This is a genomic window from Streptomyces sp. CC208A (assembly GCF_030010625.1).
Lineage (GTDB): Bacteria > Actinomycetota > Actinomycetes > Streptomycetales > Streptomycetaceae > Streptomyces.
Genome location: NZ_JASCXN010000002.1, coordinates 359,714 through 377,044 on the forward strand (window position 1 = coordinate 359,714; position 17,331 = coordinate 377,044).

The following is a 17,331-nucleotide window of genomic DNA, read 5'->3' on the forward strand; positions in this document are numbered from 1 at the left end:
CCGACCTGGGGCTTCGGCGTTCGGCCCCCCGACCGGACGCCGAAGCCCGTCAACTGGTGCGTGCACAGGGCTTGTCAGTGCAATTTCACATTACTATGTTACAGCTTGCGCGGCGGACGGATGTCTCTCCGTCAACTCGCGTTCAGATTCCTCTGATTCGGCCGCGCCAACCCCCCTCATCCCCACCTTCAGGAGACCTCGTGTCCCAGTACAGAGTCGCGCGCTCCTCCCTCCTCGCCACCGCGATAGCGGTGACCCTCGTCGCATCCGCGGGGCAGGCCGCGACCCAGGCGGCGGAGGCCCCCGCCCCCCGCGCCGCCACGTCCGCCGTTCCCGGCGCCTTCGCACCCACCGCCGCCGCCGAGCCGAACCCCTTCGACGAGGTGGAGCGTTTCGCCAAGGCCCGTACGGTCACGCCCGCCCCGGCCCCCGCCCCCGGCGGCACCGGCGACACCAGGGCCCGCGTCCCCGGTCCGGCGAAGAAGAGCGCGAAGAGCACGGCCGCGCACGAGAAGGCGCAGGCCACGGCCGCCGCCACCCTCGCGGTCGGGGTCCCCTGCACCCTCGACGGGATCACCGGCCTCTCCCCGGCGGCCTTCGCCGACTTCCTCGCCGACCCCGCCGTCACCGCCGACGGCTGTCTGCGCGGCCTGATCTGGACCTGGGACGCCCGCCTCGCCCCGGTGATGTCCGACGCCCACGTCCAGGCCGTCGCCCACCGGATATCCGGCCTGGCCGCCGCCCACGACGGCCGGAACTCCTCCCACCTGGAGGAGATGTTCACCTACCTCCACGCGGTCGCCTACCACGACTTCTCGCGCTCCGAGATCGACATCACCGACGCCCCGACCGTCGACGCGATCCGCCGCGCCATCGCCGCCTTCGGCTCCGCCGCCCGCACCTTCGACGTCACGGCGAGCAACGCCCGCACCCTCCGCGAGGCCCTCTACATCGGCAGCGCCCCCGGCCTGCGCCAGCACCAGCTCGGTCTGATCACCAAGGTCCTCGCCACCATGGACCCGGCGCACCCCGCCACGAACCAGGACCCGACCTGGGCGGGCGCCGCACTCGCCGCCCTCTCCGTCAACTACCTGGGCGTCTACCCCGGCAACCAGGACACGGCCTTCCACTCCGCCGTCGCCGCCGACCCCGCCTACCGCGCCGTCTTCAAGGCCTTCGCCGGATACACCCACCTCAAGGGCGGCGCCAACGCCTGGGTCGCCCGCGACGCGCTCAGCGAGTACGGGCGCTTCGGCCAGATCGCCGGTCTGCGCGACGGCGTCGTCGCCGACCTCGGCGCCATGATCGGCCCCGTCGAGTCCGCCTGGGGCTCCGGCAGCCAGCCCTGGGCCAAGATCGTCAACTGGCTGAACTTCTACGACGCCTGCGCCCCGTACGGCGTCTGCAAGGCAGACATCGAGGCCCGGATCCTCCCGTACACCTACACCTACGACACCGGGACCGGCGCCGCCCTCAAGGTCCGCACCGGCCTCGACCGGGCCACCGTCGACCAGCTCTACTACGCGAGCAAGCAGGTCAAGGCGCAGTTCCACCGGGTGGTCGGCAGCGAGCAGCCGCTGGCCGGCGACCCCAACACCACGCTCAACATCGTGCTGTACGGCTCGCGCGCCGACTACGAGAACTACCACCCGATCCTGACCGGGTACGACACCAACAACGGCGGCATCTACATCGAGAACGGCGCCACCTTCTACACCTACCAGCGCCGCGTCCCGCAGGACTCCTCGCTCACCCTGGAGGAGCTGTTCCGCCACGAGTACACCCACTACCTCAACGGCCGCTTCGCCGTCCCCGGCTTCTTCGGCCAGGGCCCCTGGTACCAGGGCGACCGCACCACCTTCATGGACGAGGGCACGGCCGAGTTCTTCGACGGCGCCACCCGCGACGACGGCATCGCCGTCCGCAAGTCCCTGGTGCGCGGCATCATCAACGACACCGCGGGCGGCGGCCCGCGGATGAACCTCCGGCAGATCCTGCACGCCACCTACGACGGCGACGGCTTCCGCTTCTACAACTACGCGGGCACCTTCTTCGAGTTCCTGTGGACCGAGCGCCCCTCGCTGATCCGCGAGATGTACACCCACCTCCGCAACGACGACGTCGCCGCGTACGACGCCTGGCGCGAGCGGCTCAGCTCCGACGCCGGACTCCAGCAGGGGTACGACCGCTTCCTGGACGCCCAGATCGCCAAGGTCGACCAGCTCTTCGTGCCGAACACCACCTACACGCCCAACGGGCAGCTCACGTACTCGACCGTCGCCGGGGTGAAGGCCGCCTTCGCCAACGCCACGTACAACACGCCGGACTGCGTCGAGAAGGGCGAGCCCGGCAAGCGCCGCTTCGAATGCACCGGCCGGATCACCGCCAACCTGGCGAACGCGAGCAGCGACGACCAGAACTTCAAGGACATGTCCGAGACGGTCGACTACTTCATCCTCGACCGCGCGGGCGCCGCGCTCAACAACCTGGCCGACATGAACTGCAGCTTCGGGCCGATCGAGATCTGGTCCAACAGGGTCGCGGGCACGTCGAGCTTCCGCTGCGAAGGCCCGCTGCGCAGCTGACCGGACATCCGCCGTGCCCAGGGGCCGAGAGCCCCTGGGCACCAGCTGAAGAATGTGACATATTACTGCCGTGCCCAACAGACACTCCCCAGACGTCGTGATCATCGGAGCCGGCGTCGTCGGAGCCGCCTGCGCCTACTACGCGGCCCGCTCCGGACTCACCGTCGCCGTGGTCGACCGCGGTCCCGTCGCGGGCGGCACCACCGGTGCCGGGGAAGGCAACCTGCTCGTCTCCGACAAGGAGGCGGGCCCCGAGCTCGACCTCGCGCTGCTGTCCACGAGACTCTGGCGCGGACTCTCCGGCCTACTCCCGCCGGAGACCGAGTACGAGCCCAAGGGCGGGCTCGTCGTGGCGCCCGACGAGCCCGCCCTCAAGGCCCTCCGCTCCTTCGCGGAGGGCCAGCGGGCGGCCGGCGTCACCGCCACCGAGATCCCCGCCGACCGGCTCGCCGACCTCGAACCCCACCTCGCCCCCGGCCTCGCCGGCGGCTTCCACTACCCGCAGGACGCCCAGGTCCAGCCCGCGCAGGCGGCCGCCCGGCTGCTCGCAGCCTCCGGCGCCGCGCTCCACCCCGGCGAGGAGGTCACGGAGATCCTCCGCGACCCGGCGACCGGAGCCGTACGCGGCGTACGCACCGCGCGGCGCGAACTCCTCGCCCCCGCCGTCGTCAACGCCGCAGGCACCTGGGGCGGCGAGGTCGCCCGGCTCGCCGGCGTCCCCCTCCCGGTCCTGCCCCGCCGCGGCTTCGTCCTCGTCACCGAGCCCCTGCCGCGGATCGTCCGGCACAAGGTCTACGCCGCCGACTACATCGCCGACGTGGCCAGCGGCTCCGCCGCCCTCCAGTCCTCCGCCGTCGTCGAGGGCACCCCCGCGGGGCCCGTCCTCATCGGCGCCACCCGCGAACGCGTCGGTTTCGACCGCTCGCTCTCCACCGAGGCCCTGCGCCGGCTCGCCGCCCAGGCCGCCGCCCTCTTCCCGGTCCTCGCCGACGTCCAGGTCCTCCGCGCCTACCACGGCTTCCGGCCCTACCTGCCCGACCACCTCCCGGCGATCGGACCCGACCCGCGCGTCCCCGGCCTCCACCACGCCTGTGGTCACGAAGGAGCGGGCATCGGCCTCGCCCCCGCCACCGGAGCGCTCGTCGCCGCCGCCCTCACCGGCGCCGAACCCCCGCTCGACCCCCATCCGTTCCGCCCCGAGCGCGACTTCGGCCCCGCGGACGCCCCGAGCCAGGAGCAGCAGAGTTGAGCCCCCGCACCCCGCGCGCCCTCGTCGGAGGCGCGCCCCAGGAGACCTTCACCTTCCGCTTCGACGGGCGGGAGATCCCGGCCGCCGCCGGGCAGACCGTCGCCGCCGCCCTCTGGGGCGCGGGGGTCCTCGCCTGGCGCACCACCCGGCACGGCGGCGAAGCCCGCGGCGCCTTCTGCGGGATCGGCCAGTGCTTCGACTGCCTCGTCACCGTCGACGGCACCCCCAACCGCCGCGCCTGCCTCGTCCCGGCCCGCCCCGGCGGCCTCGTCACCAGCCAGGAGGGAACCGGTCATGACGACCTCGCCGTCTGAGTCGCCCGAGGGCGTCGACCTCGCGGTCGTCGGGGCCGGACCCGCCGGGCTCGCCGCCGCCGTCACCGCCGCGTCCCTCGGCCTGACCGTCACGCTGCTCGACGCGGCCGCCCGCCCCGGAGGCCAGTACTACCGCCATCCGGACCCGGCCCTCGGCGCCGACCGCCCCCAGGCCCTGCACCACGGCTGGGCCGCCTTCGCGGGCCGAGAGGCCGAGCTGCGCGCCCACGAACGCGCGGGCCGCATCCGGTACCTGGCGAACCATCAGGTCTGGAGCGTCACCGGGTCGGGTACCGACTGGACGCTGCACGCGCGCACCGACGAGTCCGCCGACTCCGCCGCCGCCCCGGTGCGGGCTCGCGCGGTGCTGCTCGCCACGGGCGCGTACGAACGCCAACTGCCCTTCCCCGGCTGGACCCTGCCCGGGGTCGTCGGCGCCGGGGGAGCGCAGGCCATGCTCAAGAGCGGGCTCGTCCTCCCGGGACGGAGGGTCGTCGTCGCCGGCAGCGGCCCCCTGCTGCTCGCCGTCGCCGCCTCCCTCTCCGCCGCGGGCGCCCGGGTGCCCGCCGTCGTCGAGGCCGCCGGGTACACCCCGTACGCCCGCCACACCGGCACCCTGCTGCGCAACCCCGCCAAGCTCGCCGAAGCCGCCCTCTACGGAGGGGCGTTGCTGCGCCGCCGGGTCCGGCCGCTGCTCCGGCACGCCGTCGTCGAGGCGCACGGCACCGACCGGGTCGAGGCCGTCACCGTCGCCCGGCTCGACGGGGAGTGGCGGCCCGTGCCCGGCACCGGGCGGCGCATCCCCTGCGACGCCCTCGCCGTCGGCCACGGCCTCGTCCCCGAGCTCTCCCTCGCCACCGCCCTCGGCTGCGCCACCCGCACCGCCGCGGACGGCGCCGTCGCCCTCGTCCTCACCCCCGGCCTGCGCACCTCGGTCCCCGGTGTCTGGGCGGCGGGCGAGACCGGCGGCGTCGGAGGCGCCCAGCTCGCCCTCGTGGAGGGGGAGATCGCGGCCCACTCGGTGGCGGACCGGCCCGTACCCGCCCCTCTCGCCCGGAGCCGCGCACGCCTGCGCGCCTTCGCCGACGCCATGGGCGCCGCCCACGAACCCGGCTCCGGCTGGACCGGATGGCTCCGCGAGGAGACGGCGGTCTGCCGCTGCGAGGAGGTGCCCGCCGGACGGGTCCGCGAGGCGGTGACCGAGCTCGGCGCCACCGACGCGCGCACGGTCAAGCTGCTGACCCGGGCCGGGATGGGCTGGTGCCAGGGCCGGATGTGCGGCCCCGCCGTCGCCGCGCTGGCCGGGAACGGACCGGCCCCCGACCGGCGGCCGCTGGCCTGCCCCGTACCACTCCGGCAGCTCGCCGAACTGCCGCCCGACGCCGTTTCCTAGACCCCCTTTTCCGTGGCCGCCGCACTCTTGTGGCCACCGCACACCCCCTAGTAAAATGTCACACACTACAAAGGAGCACGTACGATGACCGACACTCGCATCCGCCCCTGGCACGGCATCATGGTCGCCACCACCCTGCCGCTGCGCGAGGACCTCTCCGTCGACCTCGACGCCTACGCCGCCCACGTCCGCTGGCTCCTCGACAACGGCTGTGACGGCGTCGTGCCCAACGGTTCGCTGGGCGAGTACCAGACCCTCACCGACGCCGAGCGCGCCGCGGTCGTCCGTACCGCCGTCGAGGCCGCGGGCGACGGATCCCGCGTCATGCCCGGCGTCGCCGCCTACGGCTCCGCCGAGTCCCGCCGCTGGGCCGAGCAGGCCGCCGAGGCCGGCGCCGGCTCCGTCCTCCTCCTGCCGCCCAACGCCTACCGCGCCGACGAGGAGGCCGTCCGCGCCCACTACGCCGAGGTCGCCGAGGCCGGGCTGCCGATCGTCGCGTACAACAACCCCATCGACACCAAGGTCGACCTCACCCCGGCCCTCCTCGCCCGCCTCCACGCCGACGGGCACATCGTCGCCGTCAAGGAGTTCAGCGGCGACGTCCGCCGCGCCTACGAGATCGCCGAACTCGCCCCCGGACTCGACCTCCTCGTCGGTGCCGACGACGTCCTCCTGGAACTCGCCATCGCCGGCGCCGTCGGCTGGATCGCCGGCTACCCCAACGCCCTGCCGGAGTCCTCCGCCACCCTCTACCGGGCCGCCGTCGCCGGCGACCTCACCACCGCGCTGCCGCTCTACAAGTCCCTCCACAGCCTCTACCGCTGGGACTCCAAGACCGAGTTCGTGCAGGCCATCAAACTGTCCATGGACCTCGCCGGACGCCCCGGCGGCCCCACCCGGCCGCCGCGCCTGCCGCTCACCGGCGCCGTCGAGGCCGCCGTCCGCGCCGCCACCGAGAAGGTCCTGGCCGAAGGACTCCGCTGACACCAGGGGGAAGACAGCCCATGCGCACCCGACACGTCTACCACGCGGTGGACTCCCACACCGAGGGCATGCCCACCCGGGTCATCACCGGCGGGGCGGGGGTGATCCCCGGCGCCACCATGGCCGAGAAGCGCCTCCACTTCATCGAACACCGCGACGACCTGCGCACCCTGCTCATGTACGAACCGCGCGGCCACGCCGCCATGAGCGGCGCGATCCTCCAGCCGCCGACCCGCCCCGACGCCGACTACGGGGTCCTCTTCATCGAGGTCTCGGGACTGCTCCCGATGTGCGGCCACGGCACCATCGGCGTCGCCACCGTCCTCGTCGAGACCGGCATGGTCCCGGTGACCGAACCCGTCACCACCGTCCGCCTCGACACCCCCGCCGGGCTCGTCTCCGTCGACGTCCGCGTCGAGGACGGCGCCGTCCGCTCGGTCACCCTCACCAACGTCCCCGCCTTCAGCGTCGGACTCGACCTCAAGGCCGAGGTCCCCGGGTACGGCACCGTCACCTACGACCTCGCCTACGGCGGCAACTTCTACGCCTTCGTCGAACTCGACGCCCTCGGCCTCCCCTTCGACCGCGCCCACAAGCAGGAACTGCTCACCGCCGGACTGGCGATCATGGACGCGATCAACGCGGGCGACGACCGGCCCGTCCACCCCGAGGACCCGGCCGTCGCGGGCGTCAAGCACGTCTACCTCGCCGCCCCCGGCTCCGACGCGACCCGCTCCCGGCACGCCATGGCCATCCACCCCGGCTGGTTCGACCGCTCCCCGTGCGGCACCGGCACCAGCGCCCGGATGGCCCAGCTGCACGCCCGCGGACAGCTGCCCCTCCACACCGACTTCGTCAACGAGTCCTTCATCGGCACCGAGTTCACCGGCCGGCTCGTCGCCGAGACCACCGTCGGCGGCCGGCCCGCCGTCGTCCCCACCGTCACCGGACGGGCCTGGATCACCGGCACCGCCCAGTACTTCCTCGACCCCACCGACCCCTTCCCCGCGGGATTCCTCCTGTGACCGCCCCCGACCGGACGACGCGGACCACCGAGGTCCGCGTCACCGACTACCACACCGCCGGCGAACCCTTCCGGATCGTCGCCGAAGGACTGCCGCCCGCCCCCGGCGACACCGTCGCCGAACGCTGCGCCACCGCCATCGGCCCCGGCGGTTCCGGCACCGCCCCCCGCCCAGGCCCTCTGGACGGACTGCGCCGCCTCCTCGTCCAGGAACCGCGCGGCCACGCCGGCATGTACGGCGGGTTCGTCGTCCCGCCGGACGACGACGGCGCCCATCTCGGCGTCCTCTTCTGGCACAAGGACGGCTTCTCCACCGCCTGCGGCCACGGCACCATCGCGCTGGCCGCCTGGGCCGTCGACACCGGCCGCGTCCCGGCCGGCGGGGACGACCGGGACGTGCCCGTCCGGATCGACGTGCCCTCCGGGCGGGTCACCGCCACCGTCCACCGGTCCGCCGACCGCACCACCGGCGTCACCTTCCGCAACGTGCCCGCCCGGGTCACCGCCCGCAAGGTGCCCGTCGCCACCGGCCTCGGCATCGTCGAGGTCGACCTCGCCCACGCCGGAGCCTGTTACGCCTCCCTCTCCGCCCGCGACCTCGGCCTCACCGTGGAGAAGGCCAAGCTGCCCGAACTCACCCGCGTGGGACGGGAGATCCGCACCGCGCTCGCCGGTCACCCCGCCACCTGGCACCCCGACGGGCCGCTGCTCTCCGGGGTGTACGGGGTGATCCTCCACGAGGAGCTGCCCGACACCCCCGAGGGGCCGCGCCAGCGGAACGTCACCGTCTTCGCCGACGGCCAGATCGACCGCTCCCCGTGCGGCTCCGGCACCTCCGCCCGGCTCGCCCTCCTCGCCGACGAGGGCCGCCTGAAGGAGGGGCAGGTCCTCACCCACGAGTCCGTCGTCGGCACGGTCTTCACCGGCCGCGCCGTCCCCGGCGGCGACCCCGTGGAAGGGCTCGTCACCGAGGTCACCGGCACCGCCCACCGCACCGGCGAGGCGCACTTCACGCTCGACCCGGACGACGCCCTCGGCGCGGGGTTCCTCCTGTGAGCACCCCCGCGCCGGAGAAGGACCTCCCGTACCTCGACGCCGCCGCCGTCACCCGGCTGCTCGCCCCGGCGGCGGCCGTCGAGGCCCTGGCCGGGGTCCTGCGGGCCGGGCTCGACCCCGAGACCTGCCCGCCGCGCTCCGCCGTCCCCGTCCCGGCCGGCGAGCTGCTGCTCATGCCCGCCGCCGCGGGGAACTGGGCCGGGGTGAAGATCGCCGGGGTGGCGCCCGGCAACCCCGCCCTCGGGCTGCCCCGCATCACCGGTGGCTACCTCCTCCTGGACGGGGCCACCCTCCGGCCCCGCGCCCTGCTCGACGGCGCCGCGCTCACCACCCTGCGCACCCCCGCCGTCTCCGCCCTGGCGGTCCGTCACCTCACCTCCGGGCGGCGGCCGTTGAACGTCGTGCTCTTCGGCTCGGGACCGCAGGCGTACGGGCACGTGGACGCGCTCCTCGCGGTACGGAAGCTCGGCTCCGTCACCGTCGTCGCCCGCGACCGGGGGCGGGCCGCCGCCCTCGCCGCGTACGCCCGGGGGATCGGCGTCCCCGAGGCCCGCACCGGCACCGCCGAAGAGGTGGGGGAGGCGGATCTGATCGTGTGCTGCACCACCGCGCGCGAACCCCTCTTCGACGGACGGCGGGTGGCGCCCGGGGCGGTGGTCGTCGCGGTCGGCTCGCACGAGCCGGACGCCCGCGAGACCGACACCGCCCTGGTGCGCCGCTCCGAGGTGTACGTGGAGTCACGGGCGGCGGCCCTGCGGGAGGCCGGCGACCTGCTGATCCCGGAGGCGGAGGGGGCGATCGGTCCCGGCCACATCACCGGCACCCTCGCCGACCTCGTCCGGGGCCCTGCCCTGCCCGCCCCGGGACCCGCGCCCCGCCTCTTCAAGAGCGTGGGCATGGCCTGGCAGGATCTCGCCGTGGCCGTCGCGGTCCACCAGGCGGCCCCCGGCTGGGCAACGTGACATTGTACGCTGGGAGCCTGCGGATTCTCGGAGGAACGACGTGGGTGAACGGCGTGGGTGACCTGAAGCAGCACAGCCTCATCAAGGCCCAGGAGCGGCTTCGCGACCAGGTGGGCCACGCACTGCGCGCGGCCCTCACGGCCGGGGAGCTGAAGCCCGGAACCGTCTACTCGGCACCCGGCCTCGCGGCCGAACTCGGCGTGTCGGCCACGCCGGTGCGCGAGGCCATGCTCGACCTGGCCCGCGAGGGCCTGGTCGAGCCGGTCCGCAACAAGGGCTTCCGGATCACCGAGGTCAGCGAGCGCGAGCTCGACCAGTGCACCGAACTGCGCATGCTCATCGAGGTGCCCACGGTCGGCCGGGTCACCGAGGCCGCGACGGCCGAGCAGTTGGAGGCGCTGCGCCCGCTGGCCGAGGAGATCGTCGCCAACGCCCGCGAGCACAACCTCATCGGCTACCTGGAGGCCGACCGGCAGTTCCACCTCACCCTCCTCGGCCTGTCCGGCAACGACCGGCTCGTGGAGACCGTCGGCGACCTGCGCAAGCGGTCCCGGCTCTACGGCCTGACCGGCCTCGACGAGGCGGGCAAGCTGGTCTCCTCCGCCGAGGAGCACGTCGAACTCCTCGACCTCATGATCGCCCGGGACCGGGCGGGCGCCGAGGCGTGCATGATGCGCCACCTCGGCCACGTCCGCTCGCTCTGGGCCGAGGCCAGGGACGAACCGGTCGAACCTGCGGCCGGCGCCCTGCGCTCCGTACGCAAGAGCTGATCCGCGAACGCGAACGGCGCGCCGCACTCCACGGGGGAGTGCGGCGCGCCGTTCGCGTGGGCGCGGGCGGGTCAGGCCGCCGGGGCCGGGAAGGTCGGGTACTCGACGCCCGAGACGTGCTGGACGACCCGGATGACCTGGCAGGAGTAGCCGAACTCGTTGTCGTACCACAGGTACAGGATCGCGTTGTCGCCGTCGACCTTGGTCGCGCCGGCGTCCACGATGGAGGCGTGGCGCGAGCCCACGAAGTCCATCGAGACGGCGTCGGGGGCCGTGGTGAAGTCGATCTGACGCTTCAGCGGCGAGTGCAGCGAGACGTCGCGCAGGTACTCCAGGACCTCGTCGCGGGTGGTCTCACGGCCCAGGCGCAGGCTGAGGATGGCGATCGAGACGTCCGGGACGGGGACGCGGATCGAGCTGCCCGTGATCGGGGCCTTCAGCTCCGGCAGCGCCTTGGCGACGGCCGAGGCGGCACCGGTCTCGGTGATCACCATGTTGAGCGGCGCGGAACGGCCGCGGCGGTCGGCCTTGTGGTAGTTGTCCAGCAGGTTCTGGTCGTTCGTGAACGAGTGGACGGTCTCCACGTGACCGCGCAGCACGCCGTACTCGTCGTCCATCGCCTTCAGCGGCGGGACGATGGCGTTGGTGGTGCAGGAGGCGCAGGACAGGATCTTCTCGTCCGGCTTGATGGTGTCGTGGTTGACGCCGTGCACGATGTTGGGCACGTCGCCCTTGCCGGGCGCGGTCAGGACGACCTTGTCGATGCCGGGGCGCAGGTGCTTGGAGAGGCCCTCGCGGTCCCGCCACTTGCCCGTGTTGTCGATCAGGATGGCGTTCTCGATGCCGTACGCCGTGTAGTCGACCTCGGAGGGGTCGTTGGCGTAGATCACCTTGATCGTGTTGCCGTTGGCGACGATCGTGCCGTTCGCCTCGTCGACGGTGATGGTGCCCTGGAACTGGCCGTGGATCGAGTCCCGGCGCAGCAGGGAGGCGCGCTTCACGATGTCTTCGGCGGCCCGCTCGCCGCCGCCGCGCACCACGATGGCGCGCAGGCGAAGGCCGTTGCCCGACCCGGCCTTCTCGATGAGGAGGCGGGCGACGAGGCGGCCGATGCGGCCGAAGCCGTAGAGGACGACGTCCCGGCCGTCACGGCGCTCGATCTTGTTCTCGCCCGTGGCGCCGGCGACGGCCTCCGCGGTGAACTCCTCGACCGTCAGGCCGCGCGAGTCGGCCTTGTACTCGGCGGCGAGCATGCCGATGTCGATCTGCGAGGGACCGAGGTCGAGCGTGGTGAGCGTCTGCAGGAAAGGCAGCGTCTCGGTGACCGAGAGCTCCTCGCCGGCGATCTGGCGGGCGAAGCGGTGGGTCTTGAGGATGCTGACCACCGACTTGTTCACCAGGGAGCGGCTGTGGACCAGGACGGTGACGTCCTGCTCACGGTGCAGCTTCCCGATGATCGGGATCATCGACTCCGCGATCTCCTCGCGGTTCTTCCAGCTGGTGAACGAGTCATCATTGACAGTCACAAGAGTTATCTTTCGAGCTAGACGGCGCTCATATGGTAACCCCCGGCCTCATCTGCCGGGCAAGGGGGCCCGAACGGGTGTCCGCGAACTCACACCCAGGAAGGGCGTGCGGTGGTGCGCGGTCAGGTGAAGGCGTACGCCTGGAACTCCTCCCGGACCCGGGCGAGCGGGCCCGGGTCCCGGGTCACGTACAGGCGGTTGGTCAGCAGCACCGCCCACCGGCCGCGGGCCGGCGAGACCCACAGGGCCGTGCCCGTGAAGCCGAAGTGCGCCCACACGTCGTCGGCGGGGGTGGTGCCGGGGGCCGGGTGCCAGAGCAGGCCGCGCGGCGGCACCAGACCGCCGGTCGCGATCCGCAGGGAGGCCGCCGTCCAGGCCGCGGAGAAGGTGCCGGGCGGGGGAGCGAGCACCCCGCGCAGGAAGCGGCCGGTGTCGGCGGCCGTGGTGAACACCCCGGCGATCCCGCACGCCCCGCCGAGCAGCCGGGACGAGAAGTCGTGGACGGTGCCCTTCAGATGGCGGCCGGTCTCCTCGTCGTACTCCGTCGGCGCGCAGCGGGCCGCCGCCTCCGGGGGCAGCGGCCCGTAGCGGGTGTCGCGCATGCCGAGCGGGCCCCAGACCCGCTCCTCGGCGAGCCGGGCGAGCGGCCGACCTGTGAGGTGCTCGGCCAGCCAGCCGAGGACCAGCGCCGCCCGGTCGGTGTACGCGACGGCCGCGCCCGGCCGGTGCCGCAGCGGCTCGGAGAGCACCCCGTCCCGTACGTCCTGCGGATCGGAGCCGTACAGGAAGCGCAGGTTGGCCCGGAGCGGCATCCCGGCGGTGTGGGCGAGCAGTTGGCGGGCGGTGACGTCACCGACGGGCCGCCCGGCCGCCGCCGGCCAGTACGCGCCCAGCGGCGCCGACAGGTCCAGCTTCCCGGCGTCCACCAGGGTGCCCGTCACCCCCCACACCGCGAGGATCTTCGTCAGGCTCGCCACGTCGTAGAGGGTGTCCGGACGGACCGGCTCCTCGGGCCGTGCCGGGTCCAGCACGCCGACCGCCCCCGCCGAGCGGGTCCCGGCCCCGTCCCCGACCGCCCACACCGCGCCCGGGCACACGCCGTCCCGGACCGCCCCGGCGAGCAGCCGGGCGTAGGGAGGTACTCCGCTCTGCTCCGCCACGGCGCGCCTCCCACGGGGCCGGCGGCCCGGACCGGCCGCACCCAGGCATGCATGCCCGCGCGCAGTGGGGAGGACACCGTTCCGCCCCGGCGGCGTCAGTTGCAGACGACCTCGTCGCGCGGGGTGTAGTGGGTCTTGAAGGTCTCCCGCTTGACCTCCTGGCCGCCGTTCTTGAACACCCGGTCGACGGCGATGTCGAAGCCCTCCAGCGGCGGCTGCGGCACGCACTTCTCGCCGGTGGCCTCCCGCTCGGCGGGCTTGGTCACGTTGGTGCGCGGACCGGCCACGGCCTCCACCGAGTCGTACTTCTTCGTGCCGTAGAAGGTGATGGTGACCGAGGAGTCCGTGGCGCTCGCCGCGATGTAGATCGGCTTGTCCGTGTCGTTCCGGAACCGCTGGTCCAGGCTGCCCCAGGCGACGGTCGCCTCCCGTCCGGCCGGGTAGCGCTCGATGTAGAAGGAGTGCGCGCCGTACTCGACCGGCTGCACGCCGGCGAAGAAGACCGCGTTGAAGACGGTGGTCGCCACCGCCGACACCCCGCCGCCGGGCGCCTCCTGGTAGCGGCCGTCGAGGATCATCGTGCCGTCGACGAAGCCGTTCTCCTCGGTGCGCTCGCCGACCGTCTCGTTGAAGCTCCAGATCTGGCCCGGCTGCACGAGCGAGCCGTCGATCAGCTCGGCGGCCCGGCCGATGTTGACGGTCCGGTACGGAGCCTTCGGGAAGTTCACCGTGAACGTGGACATCTGCTCGGTGATGCCCATCGAGGCGAGGCTCGCCGTGCTCACCCGCGGCTCGGTGACCTCGGTCGCCACGGACGCGGTACGGGCGGCGGCCCCGGTCCGGGTGAGCAGCGGCTCCACGGCCTCGCCGAGCGCCCGCGAGGTCACCTCGCGGCCCGCCTTGCCCTCGCGCACGACGACGACCCTGCCGTCCCGTACTCCGAGGGAGCCCTCCACCGGGGCGCCCGTCATGGCGGCGAGCGGGCGGGCGACGTCCGGGTCGCGCAGCAGCGCGGCGGAGTCGAGGGAGCCGGTCAGCCGGCCGTCGTCGTCCTTCACCGACAGGTGGTCGCCCAGGGTCTCGGGGGAGATGCTCAGCCGCTGGTCGCCGACGGAGAGCGTCACCGGACCCGAGACGGCGGGCTTCGCGTACGCGTCGAGGAAGCGCTCCACCTCGGAACCGGACAGTTTCGGCTCGGTCACCGCCACCGGCAGGACCACGGGGGCGGCGCCGGGGGCCGCCGGGTAGGCGGCCCGCAGGGCCTCGGCGGCCTTCGCGGTGTCCAGCTTCTGCCCGGCGACGGGCCGGGTGGCGACGGCCTCGCCGTCCCGGAAGGCGACCGAGCCCTCCCTGACAAGTCGGTCGCTCCGCTTCGCCAGGGCTGCGACGGCCGCGTCGGTCTTCGCCGCGTCCCGCGTGAAGACCGGCTCGACCTCGCGGTCCCCGGAGGAGAAGAGCCGGCCGATGACGGTGAAGGGGTCGCGGGACGGGTCGGCGGCCCGCTCGGCCGTCGCCTCCGCGTCGACGGTCAGCCCGGCGGCGGCCGGCGCCACGCTCTCCGTCCGCTCGCCCACCCGCACGGGGATCGGCGCGGTCCACGCCGCCGGGGCCTGCGCCCGCAGCCGCTCCGCCGCCTCGGCCCTGCTCAGGCCGCCTATGTCGACGCCGTCGACCCGGGTGCCGGCGGATATGTCGTCGCCGGTGGCCACCAGACCGGCCACGTACAGCCCGCCCGCCGCGACGGCGACGACACCCGTGGCGATCGCGGCCGTCCGCCACCGTGGTCGACGGGCGCCGGCGGGCGTCGGGACATGGTCGGTCCTGGGGCGGGGCACACGCTCTCCCGGGGCGTCGGGGACAAGGGGATCCCCACGACCGTACGCCGAAAGAGTGTTAAATGCATATAAGGGCGTTTTGACCTGCGGTGATACGCCTCGGAACCACGCCGCCACGCACGGTGCGGAACCGGCCGCGGAACCCGCCTCCGAGGACCGTCCGCGCCCTCGGCACCGGACCCTCCGGGACCCGCCCGCCTGATAGGTTCGCCGCACAGCGCGGGCGGGCGGCGGGGCCCGGGGCCGAGGGGAGAAGCGGCAGATGGCGGTGAGCGGGCGACAGACCGGCAGGCCCACCCTGGAGGAGGTCGCGGCCCGGGCCGGAGTCGGCCGCGGCACGGTCTCCCGGGTCATCAACGGCTCCCCGAAGGTGAGCGAACAGGCCAAGGCCGCCGTCGAGAAGGCCGTCACCGAACTCGGCTACGTCCCCAACCGGGCCGCCCGCGCCCTCGCCGGCAGCCGCACCGACGCCATCGCGCTCGTCGTCCCCGAGACCGAGGCCCGGCTCTTCGCCGAACCGTACTTCCTCGACATCATCCGCGGCGTCAGCGGCGAACTCGCCGCCGCCGACAAGCAGTTGCTGCTCACCCTGATCCGCAGCGACCAGGAGCGCCAGCGCTTCGAGCAGTACCTCGCCGCCCAGCGCGTCGACGGCGTCCTGCTCGTCTCCGTGCATGCCGACGACCCGCTGCCCGACCAGGTCCGCGCCCTCGGCCTGCCCGCCGTGCTCAACGGCCGCCGCCGCGAGGACGAACCCGTCGCCTTCGTCGACTCCGACAACACCGGCGCCGGTCGCACCGCCGTCGCCCACCTCGCCGCCGGCGGCCGCCGCCGCATCGCCACCATCACGGGCCCCCTCGACATGTACGGCGCCCGCTGCCGCCTCGACGGCTACCGCGAGGGCCTCGCCGACGCCGGCCTCCCCGCCGACGACGCCCTCGTCGCCACCGGCGACTTCACCGAGGAGGGCGGCCGCCGCGCCATGCGCGAACTCCTCGACCGCCGCCCCGGCCTCGACGCCGTCTTCGCCGCCTCCGACGTCATGGCGGCCGGCGCCCGGGCCGTCCTGCGCGAGGCCGGCCGCCGGGTCCCCGCCGACGTCGCCCTCGTCGGCGTCGACGACTCCGCCGTCGCCCGCCTCATGGACCCGCCGCTCACCAGCGTCCGCCAGCCCATCGAGGAGATGGGCCGCACCATGGCCCGGCTGCTCCTCGCCGAGATCGCCTCCCCCAGCGAGGCCGACGACCAGCCCCGCCGGATGCTCCCCACCCGACTCGTCGTCCGCGCCTCCTCCTGAGACCCGGCCCGAGCCCCGGCCGCGGCCGAATCCGCGTCCCGGCGTGTCGTTCGGGTGATCCCAGCAGGCGGCCCGGGCGCCCGTGGGTTCGAATCGGGGCATGGCTTCCTACGACAGGCGGACAGGCGGCTCCCCGAGACCGCCCAAGGCCGGTGACACCTGGTGGTACGCCGCCGTGGCCGGCGAGGCCGCGGACTCCTTCAGCACCCGTGTCCGCACCCGGACCCGGCGTGCCTGCCTCGGGGCCGTCCTGCTGCTCACCCTCGTCTACGCGGGCCTCGTGCTCACCGCGACCGGCCGCCGCTGGGGCGACGCCGCCGTCACCGGCCGGCGCGCCGACACCCGCGTCGCCGCCTTCGTGCGCGACCACCCCTCCCTGAGCGGGGCCGCCACCCTCTCCCTCGTGCTCGCCTGCCTCCTTCTCGTCGGCCTCGGCCTGCTGCGCAAGCGGTACGCGCTCACCGGCGCCGCCGCCGGAACCGTCGCCGTCTCCTTCGCCGCCACCGGACTGCTCCAGCGGTACGCGCCCCGACCCCGGTCCACCGACGCCGTCGGGGCGCTGCTGCCCAGCGGCTTCCCCAGCGCCACCGCCACCCTCGCCTTCGGCGTCGCCTTCGCCCTCGTCCTGGTCGTGCCCCGGCGCTCCAGGGGGCTCGCCGTCGGCGCCGCCACCCTGTGGGCCGTCGTCCTCGGCGCGTACTCCGTCGCCGCAGGAGACCACCGCCCCGGCGACGTGATCTCCGCCGCCCTGCTCGCCCTCGCCGTCCAGTGCGGCCTGATCGCCCTCCTCGCCCGCCGCGGCAAGGTCCGCCCCGGCGCCCGGCACGGCGCCCTCCTGCGCGGCCTCCCGGCCACCCTGCCGCTCGCGCTGCTCGCCGCCGGCGGACTCGCGGCCGGCTTCCTGCTCCTCGGCGACACCCTCGGACTGCCCGAGACCGCCCCGTACGACCCCGAAGAGCTGCGCCTCGCCCACCGCTGCGGCCAGGCCCTCGCCGCCGGCACCGGCGCCGCCTGCGGACTCGTCCTGCTCGCCCTGGTCCGCCACGTCGCCCTCGACGGCGGCCCCGCCTCGTACCGGCTCGGCGGCACCTTCGTGGAGGCCTCCGGCGTTCCCGATCAAGGAGAGCTCGTGGGGCCCTTTACGGAGAACCACGATCACGAGATATCTTGATGTCG

The 17,331-nt window shown here is 74.1% G+C and carries 14 protein-coding genes; 11 read left to right on the forward strand and 3 right to left on the reverse strand.

What is annotated here, in order from left to right; translation table 11 throughout:
* Window positions 1–200: 200 nt before the first annotated feature.
* The 9 genes from QK442_RS03910 (at window position 201) to QK442_RS03950 (ending at window position 10,337) form a co-directional block, all read left to right on the forward strand.
* Entirely contained in the window at window positions 201–2,585 is a 2,385-nt protein-coding gene (locus tag QK442_RS03910; RefSeq protein WP_282692359.1) for a collagenase, read from the forward strand.
* Between the two features lie 70 nt (window positions 2,586–2,655).
* Window positions 2,656–3,834 (forward strand): FAD-binding oxidoreductase, encoded by a 1,179-nt coding sequence (locus QK442_RS03915; protein ID WP_282692360.1) that lies wholly within the window; start codon window positions 2,656–2,658, stop codon window positions 3,832–3,834.
* Window positions 3,831–4,148 (forward strand): (2Fe-2S)-binding protein, encoded by a 318-nt coding sequence (locus QK442_RS03920; RefSeq protein WP_282692361.1) that lies wholly within the window; start codon window positions 3,831–3,833, stop codon window positions 4,146–4,148. The genes QK442_RS03915 and QK442_RS03920 overlap by 4 nt, the downstream gene beginning before the upstream one ends.
* A complete protein-coding gene (locus QK442_RS03925) occupies window positions 4,129–5,541 on the forward strand; it encodes an NAD(P)/FAD-dependent oxidoreductase (protein ID WP_282692362.1) in 1,413 nt (470 codons plus the stop codon). Before QK442_RS03920 ends, QK442_RS03925 begins: the two co-directional genes overlap by 20 nt.
* Window positions 5,542–5,625: 84 nt before the next feature.
* On the forward strand, window positions 5,626–6,525 hold the full coding sequence (locus QK442_RS03930; RefSeq protein ID WP_282692363.1) for a dihydrodipicolinate synthase family protein: 900 nt from the start codon (window positions 5,626–5,628) through the stop codon (window positions 6,523–6,525).
* A gap of 20 nt (window positions 6,526–6,545) precedes the next feature.
* Complete coding sequence (locus QK442_RS03935) at window positions 6,546–7,550, forward strand: proline racemase family protein (RefSeq protein ID WP_282692364.1); 1,005 nt, start codon at window positions 6,546–6,548, stop codon at window positions 7,548–7,550.
* Window positions 7,538–8,605, forward strand: a complete 1,068-nt coding sequence (locus QK442_RS03940; RefSeq protein ID WP_282692462.1) for a proline racemase family protein — start codon at window positions 7,538–7,540, stop codon at window positions 8,603–8,605. The genes QK442_RS03935 and QK442_RS03940 overlap by 13 nt, the downstream gene beginning before the upstream one ends.
* A complete protein-coding gene (locus QK442_RS03945; protein ID WP_282692365.1) occupies window positions 8,602–9,567 on the forward strand; it encodes an ornithine cyclodeaminase family protein in 966 nt (321 codons plus the stop codon). Before QK442_RS03940 ends, QK442_RS03945 begins: the two co-directional genes overlap by 4 nt.
* 53 nt (window positions 9,568–9,620) lie before the next feature.
* Window positions 9,621–10,337, forward strand: coding sequence for a GntR family transcriptional regulator (locus QK442_RS03950; protein WP_282692463.1), 717 nt, complete (start codon window positions 9,621–9,623; stop codon window positions 10,335–10,337).
* Between the two features lie 71 nt (window positions 10,338–10,408).
* On the opposite strand, the gene QK442_RS03955 is transcribed toward QK442_RS03950, so the two are convergent.
* The 3 genes from QK442_RS03955 to QK442_RS03965 form a co-directional block, all read right to left on the reverse strand.
* Complete coding sequence (locus QK442_RS03955; protein ID WP_282692366.1) at window positions 10,409–11,863, reverse strand: glyceraldehyde-3-phosphate dehydrogenase; 1,455 nt, start codon at window positions 11,861–11,863, stop codon at window positions 10,409–10,411.
* Window positions 11,864–11,985: 122 nt separating this feature from the next.
* Window positions 11,986–13,023 (reverse strand): serine hydrolase domain-containing protein, encoded by a 1,038-nt coding sequence (locus tag QK442_RS03960; protein WP_282692367.1) that lies wholly within the window; start codon window positions 13,021–13,023, stop codon window positions 11,986–11,988.
* A gap of 95 nt (window positions 13,024–13,118) precedes the next feature.
* Window positions 13,119–14,858, reverse strand: coding sequence for a VanW family protein (locus QK442_RS03965; protein WP_282692368.1), 1,740 nt, complete (start codon window positions 14,856–14,858; stop codon window positions 13,119–13,121).
* A 262-nt stretch (window positions 14,859–15,120) separates the two neighbouring features.
* On the opposite strand from QK442_RS03965, the gene QK442_RS03970 reads away from it, so the two are divergent.
* Window positions 15,121–16,155, forward strand: a complete 1,035-nt coding sequence (locus QK442_RS03970; RefSeq protein WP_282692369.1) for a LacI family DNA-binding transcriptional regulator — start codon at window positions 15,121–15,123, stop codon at window positions 16,153–16,155.
* Between the two features lie 100 nt (window positions 16,156–16,255).
* Window positions 16,256–17,326: a phosphatase PAP2 family protein gene (locus QK442_RS03975; RefSeq protein WP_282692370.1), complete on the forward strand. Its 1,071-nt coding sequence runs from the start codon at window positions 16,256–16,258 to the stop codon at window positions 17,324–17,326.
* The last annotated feature ends 5 nt before the right edge of the window (window positions 17,327–17,331 follow it).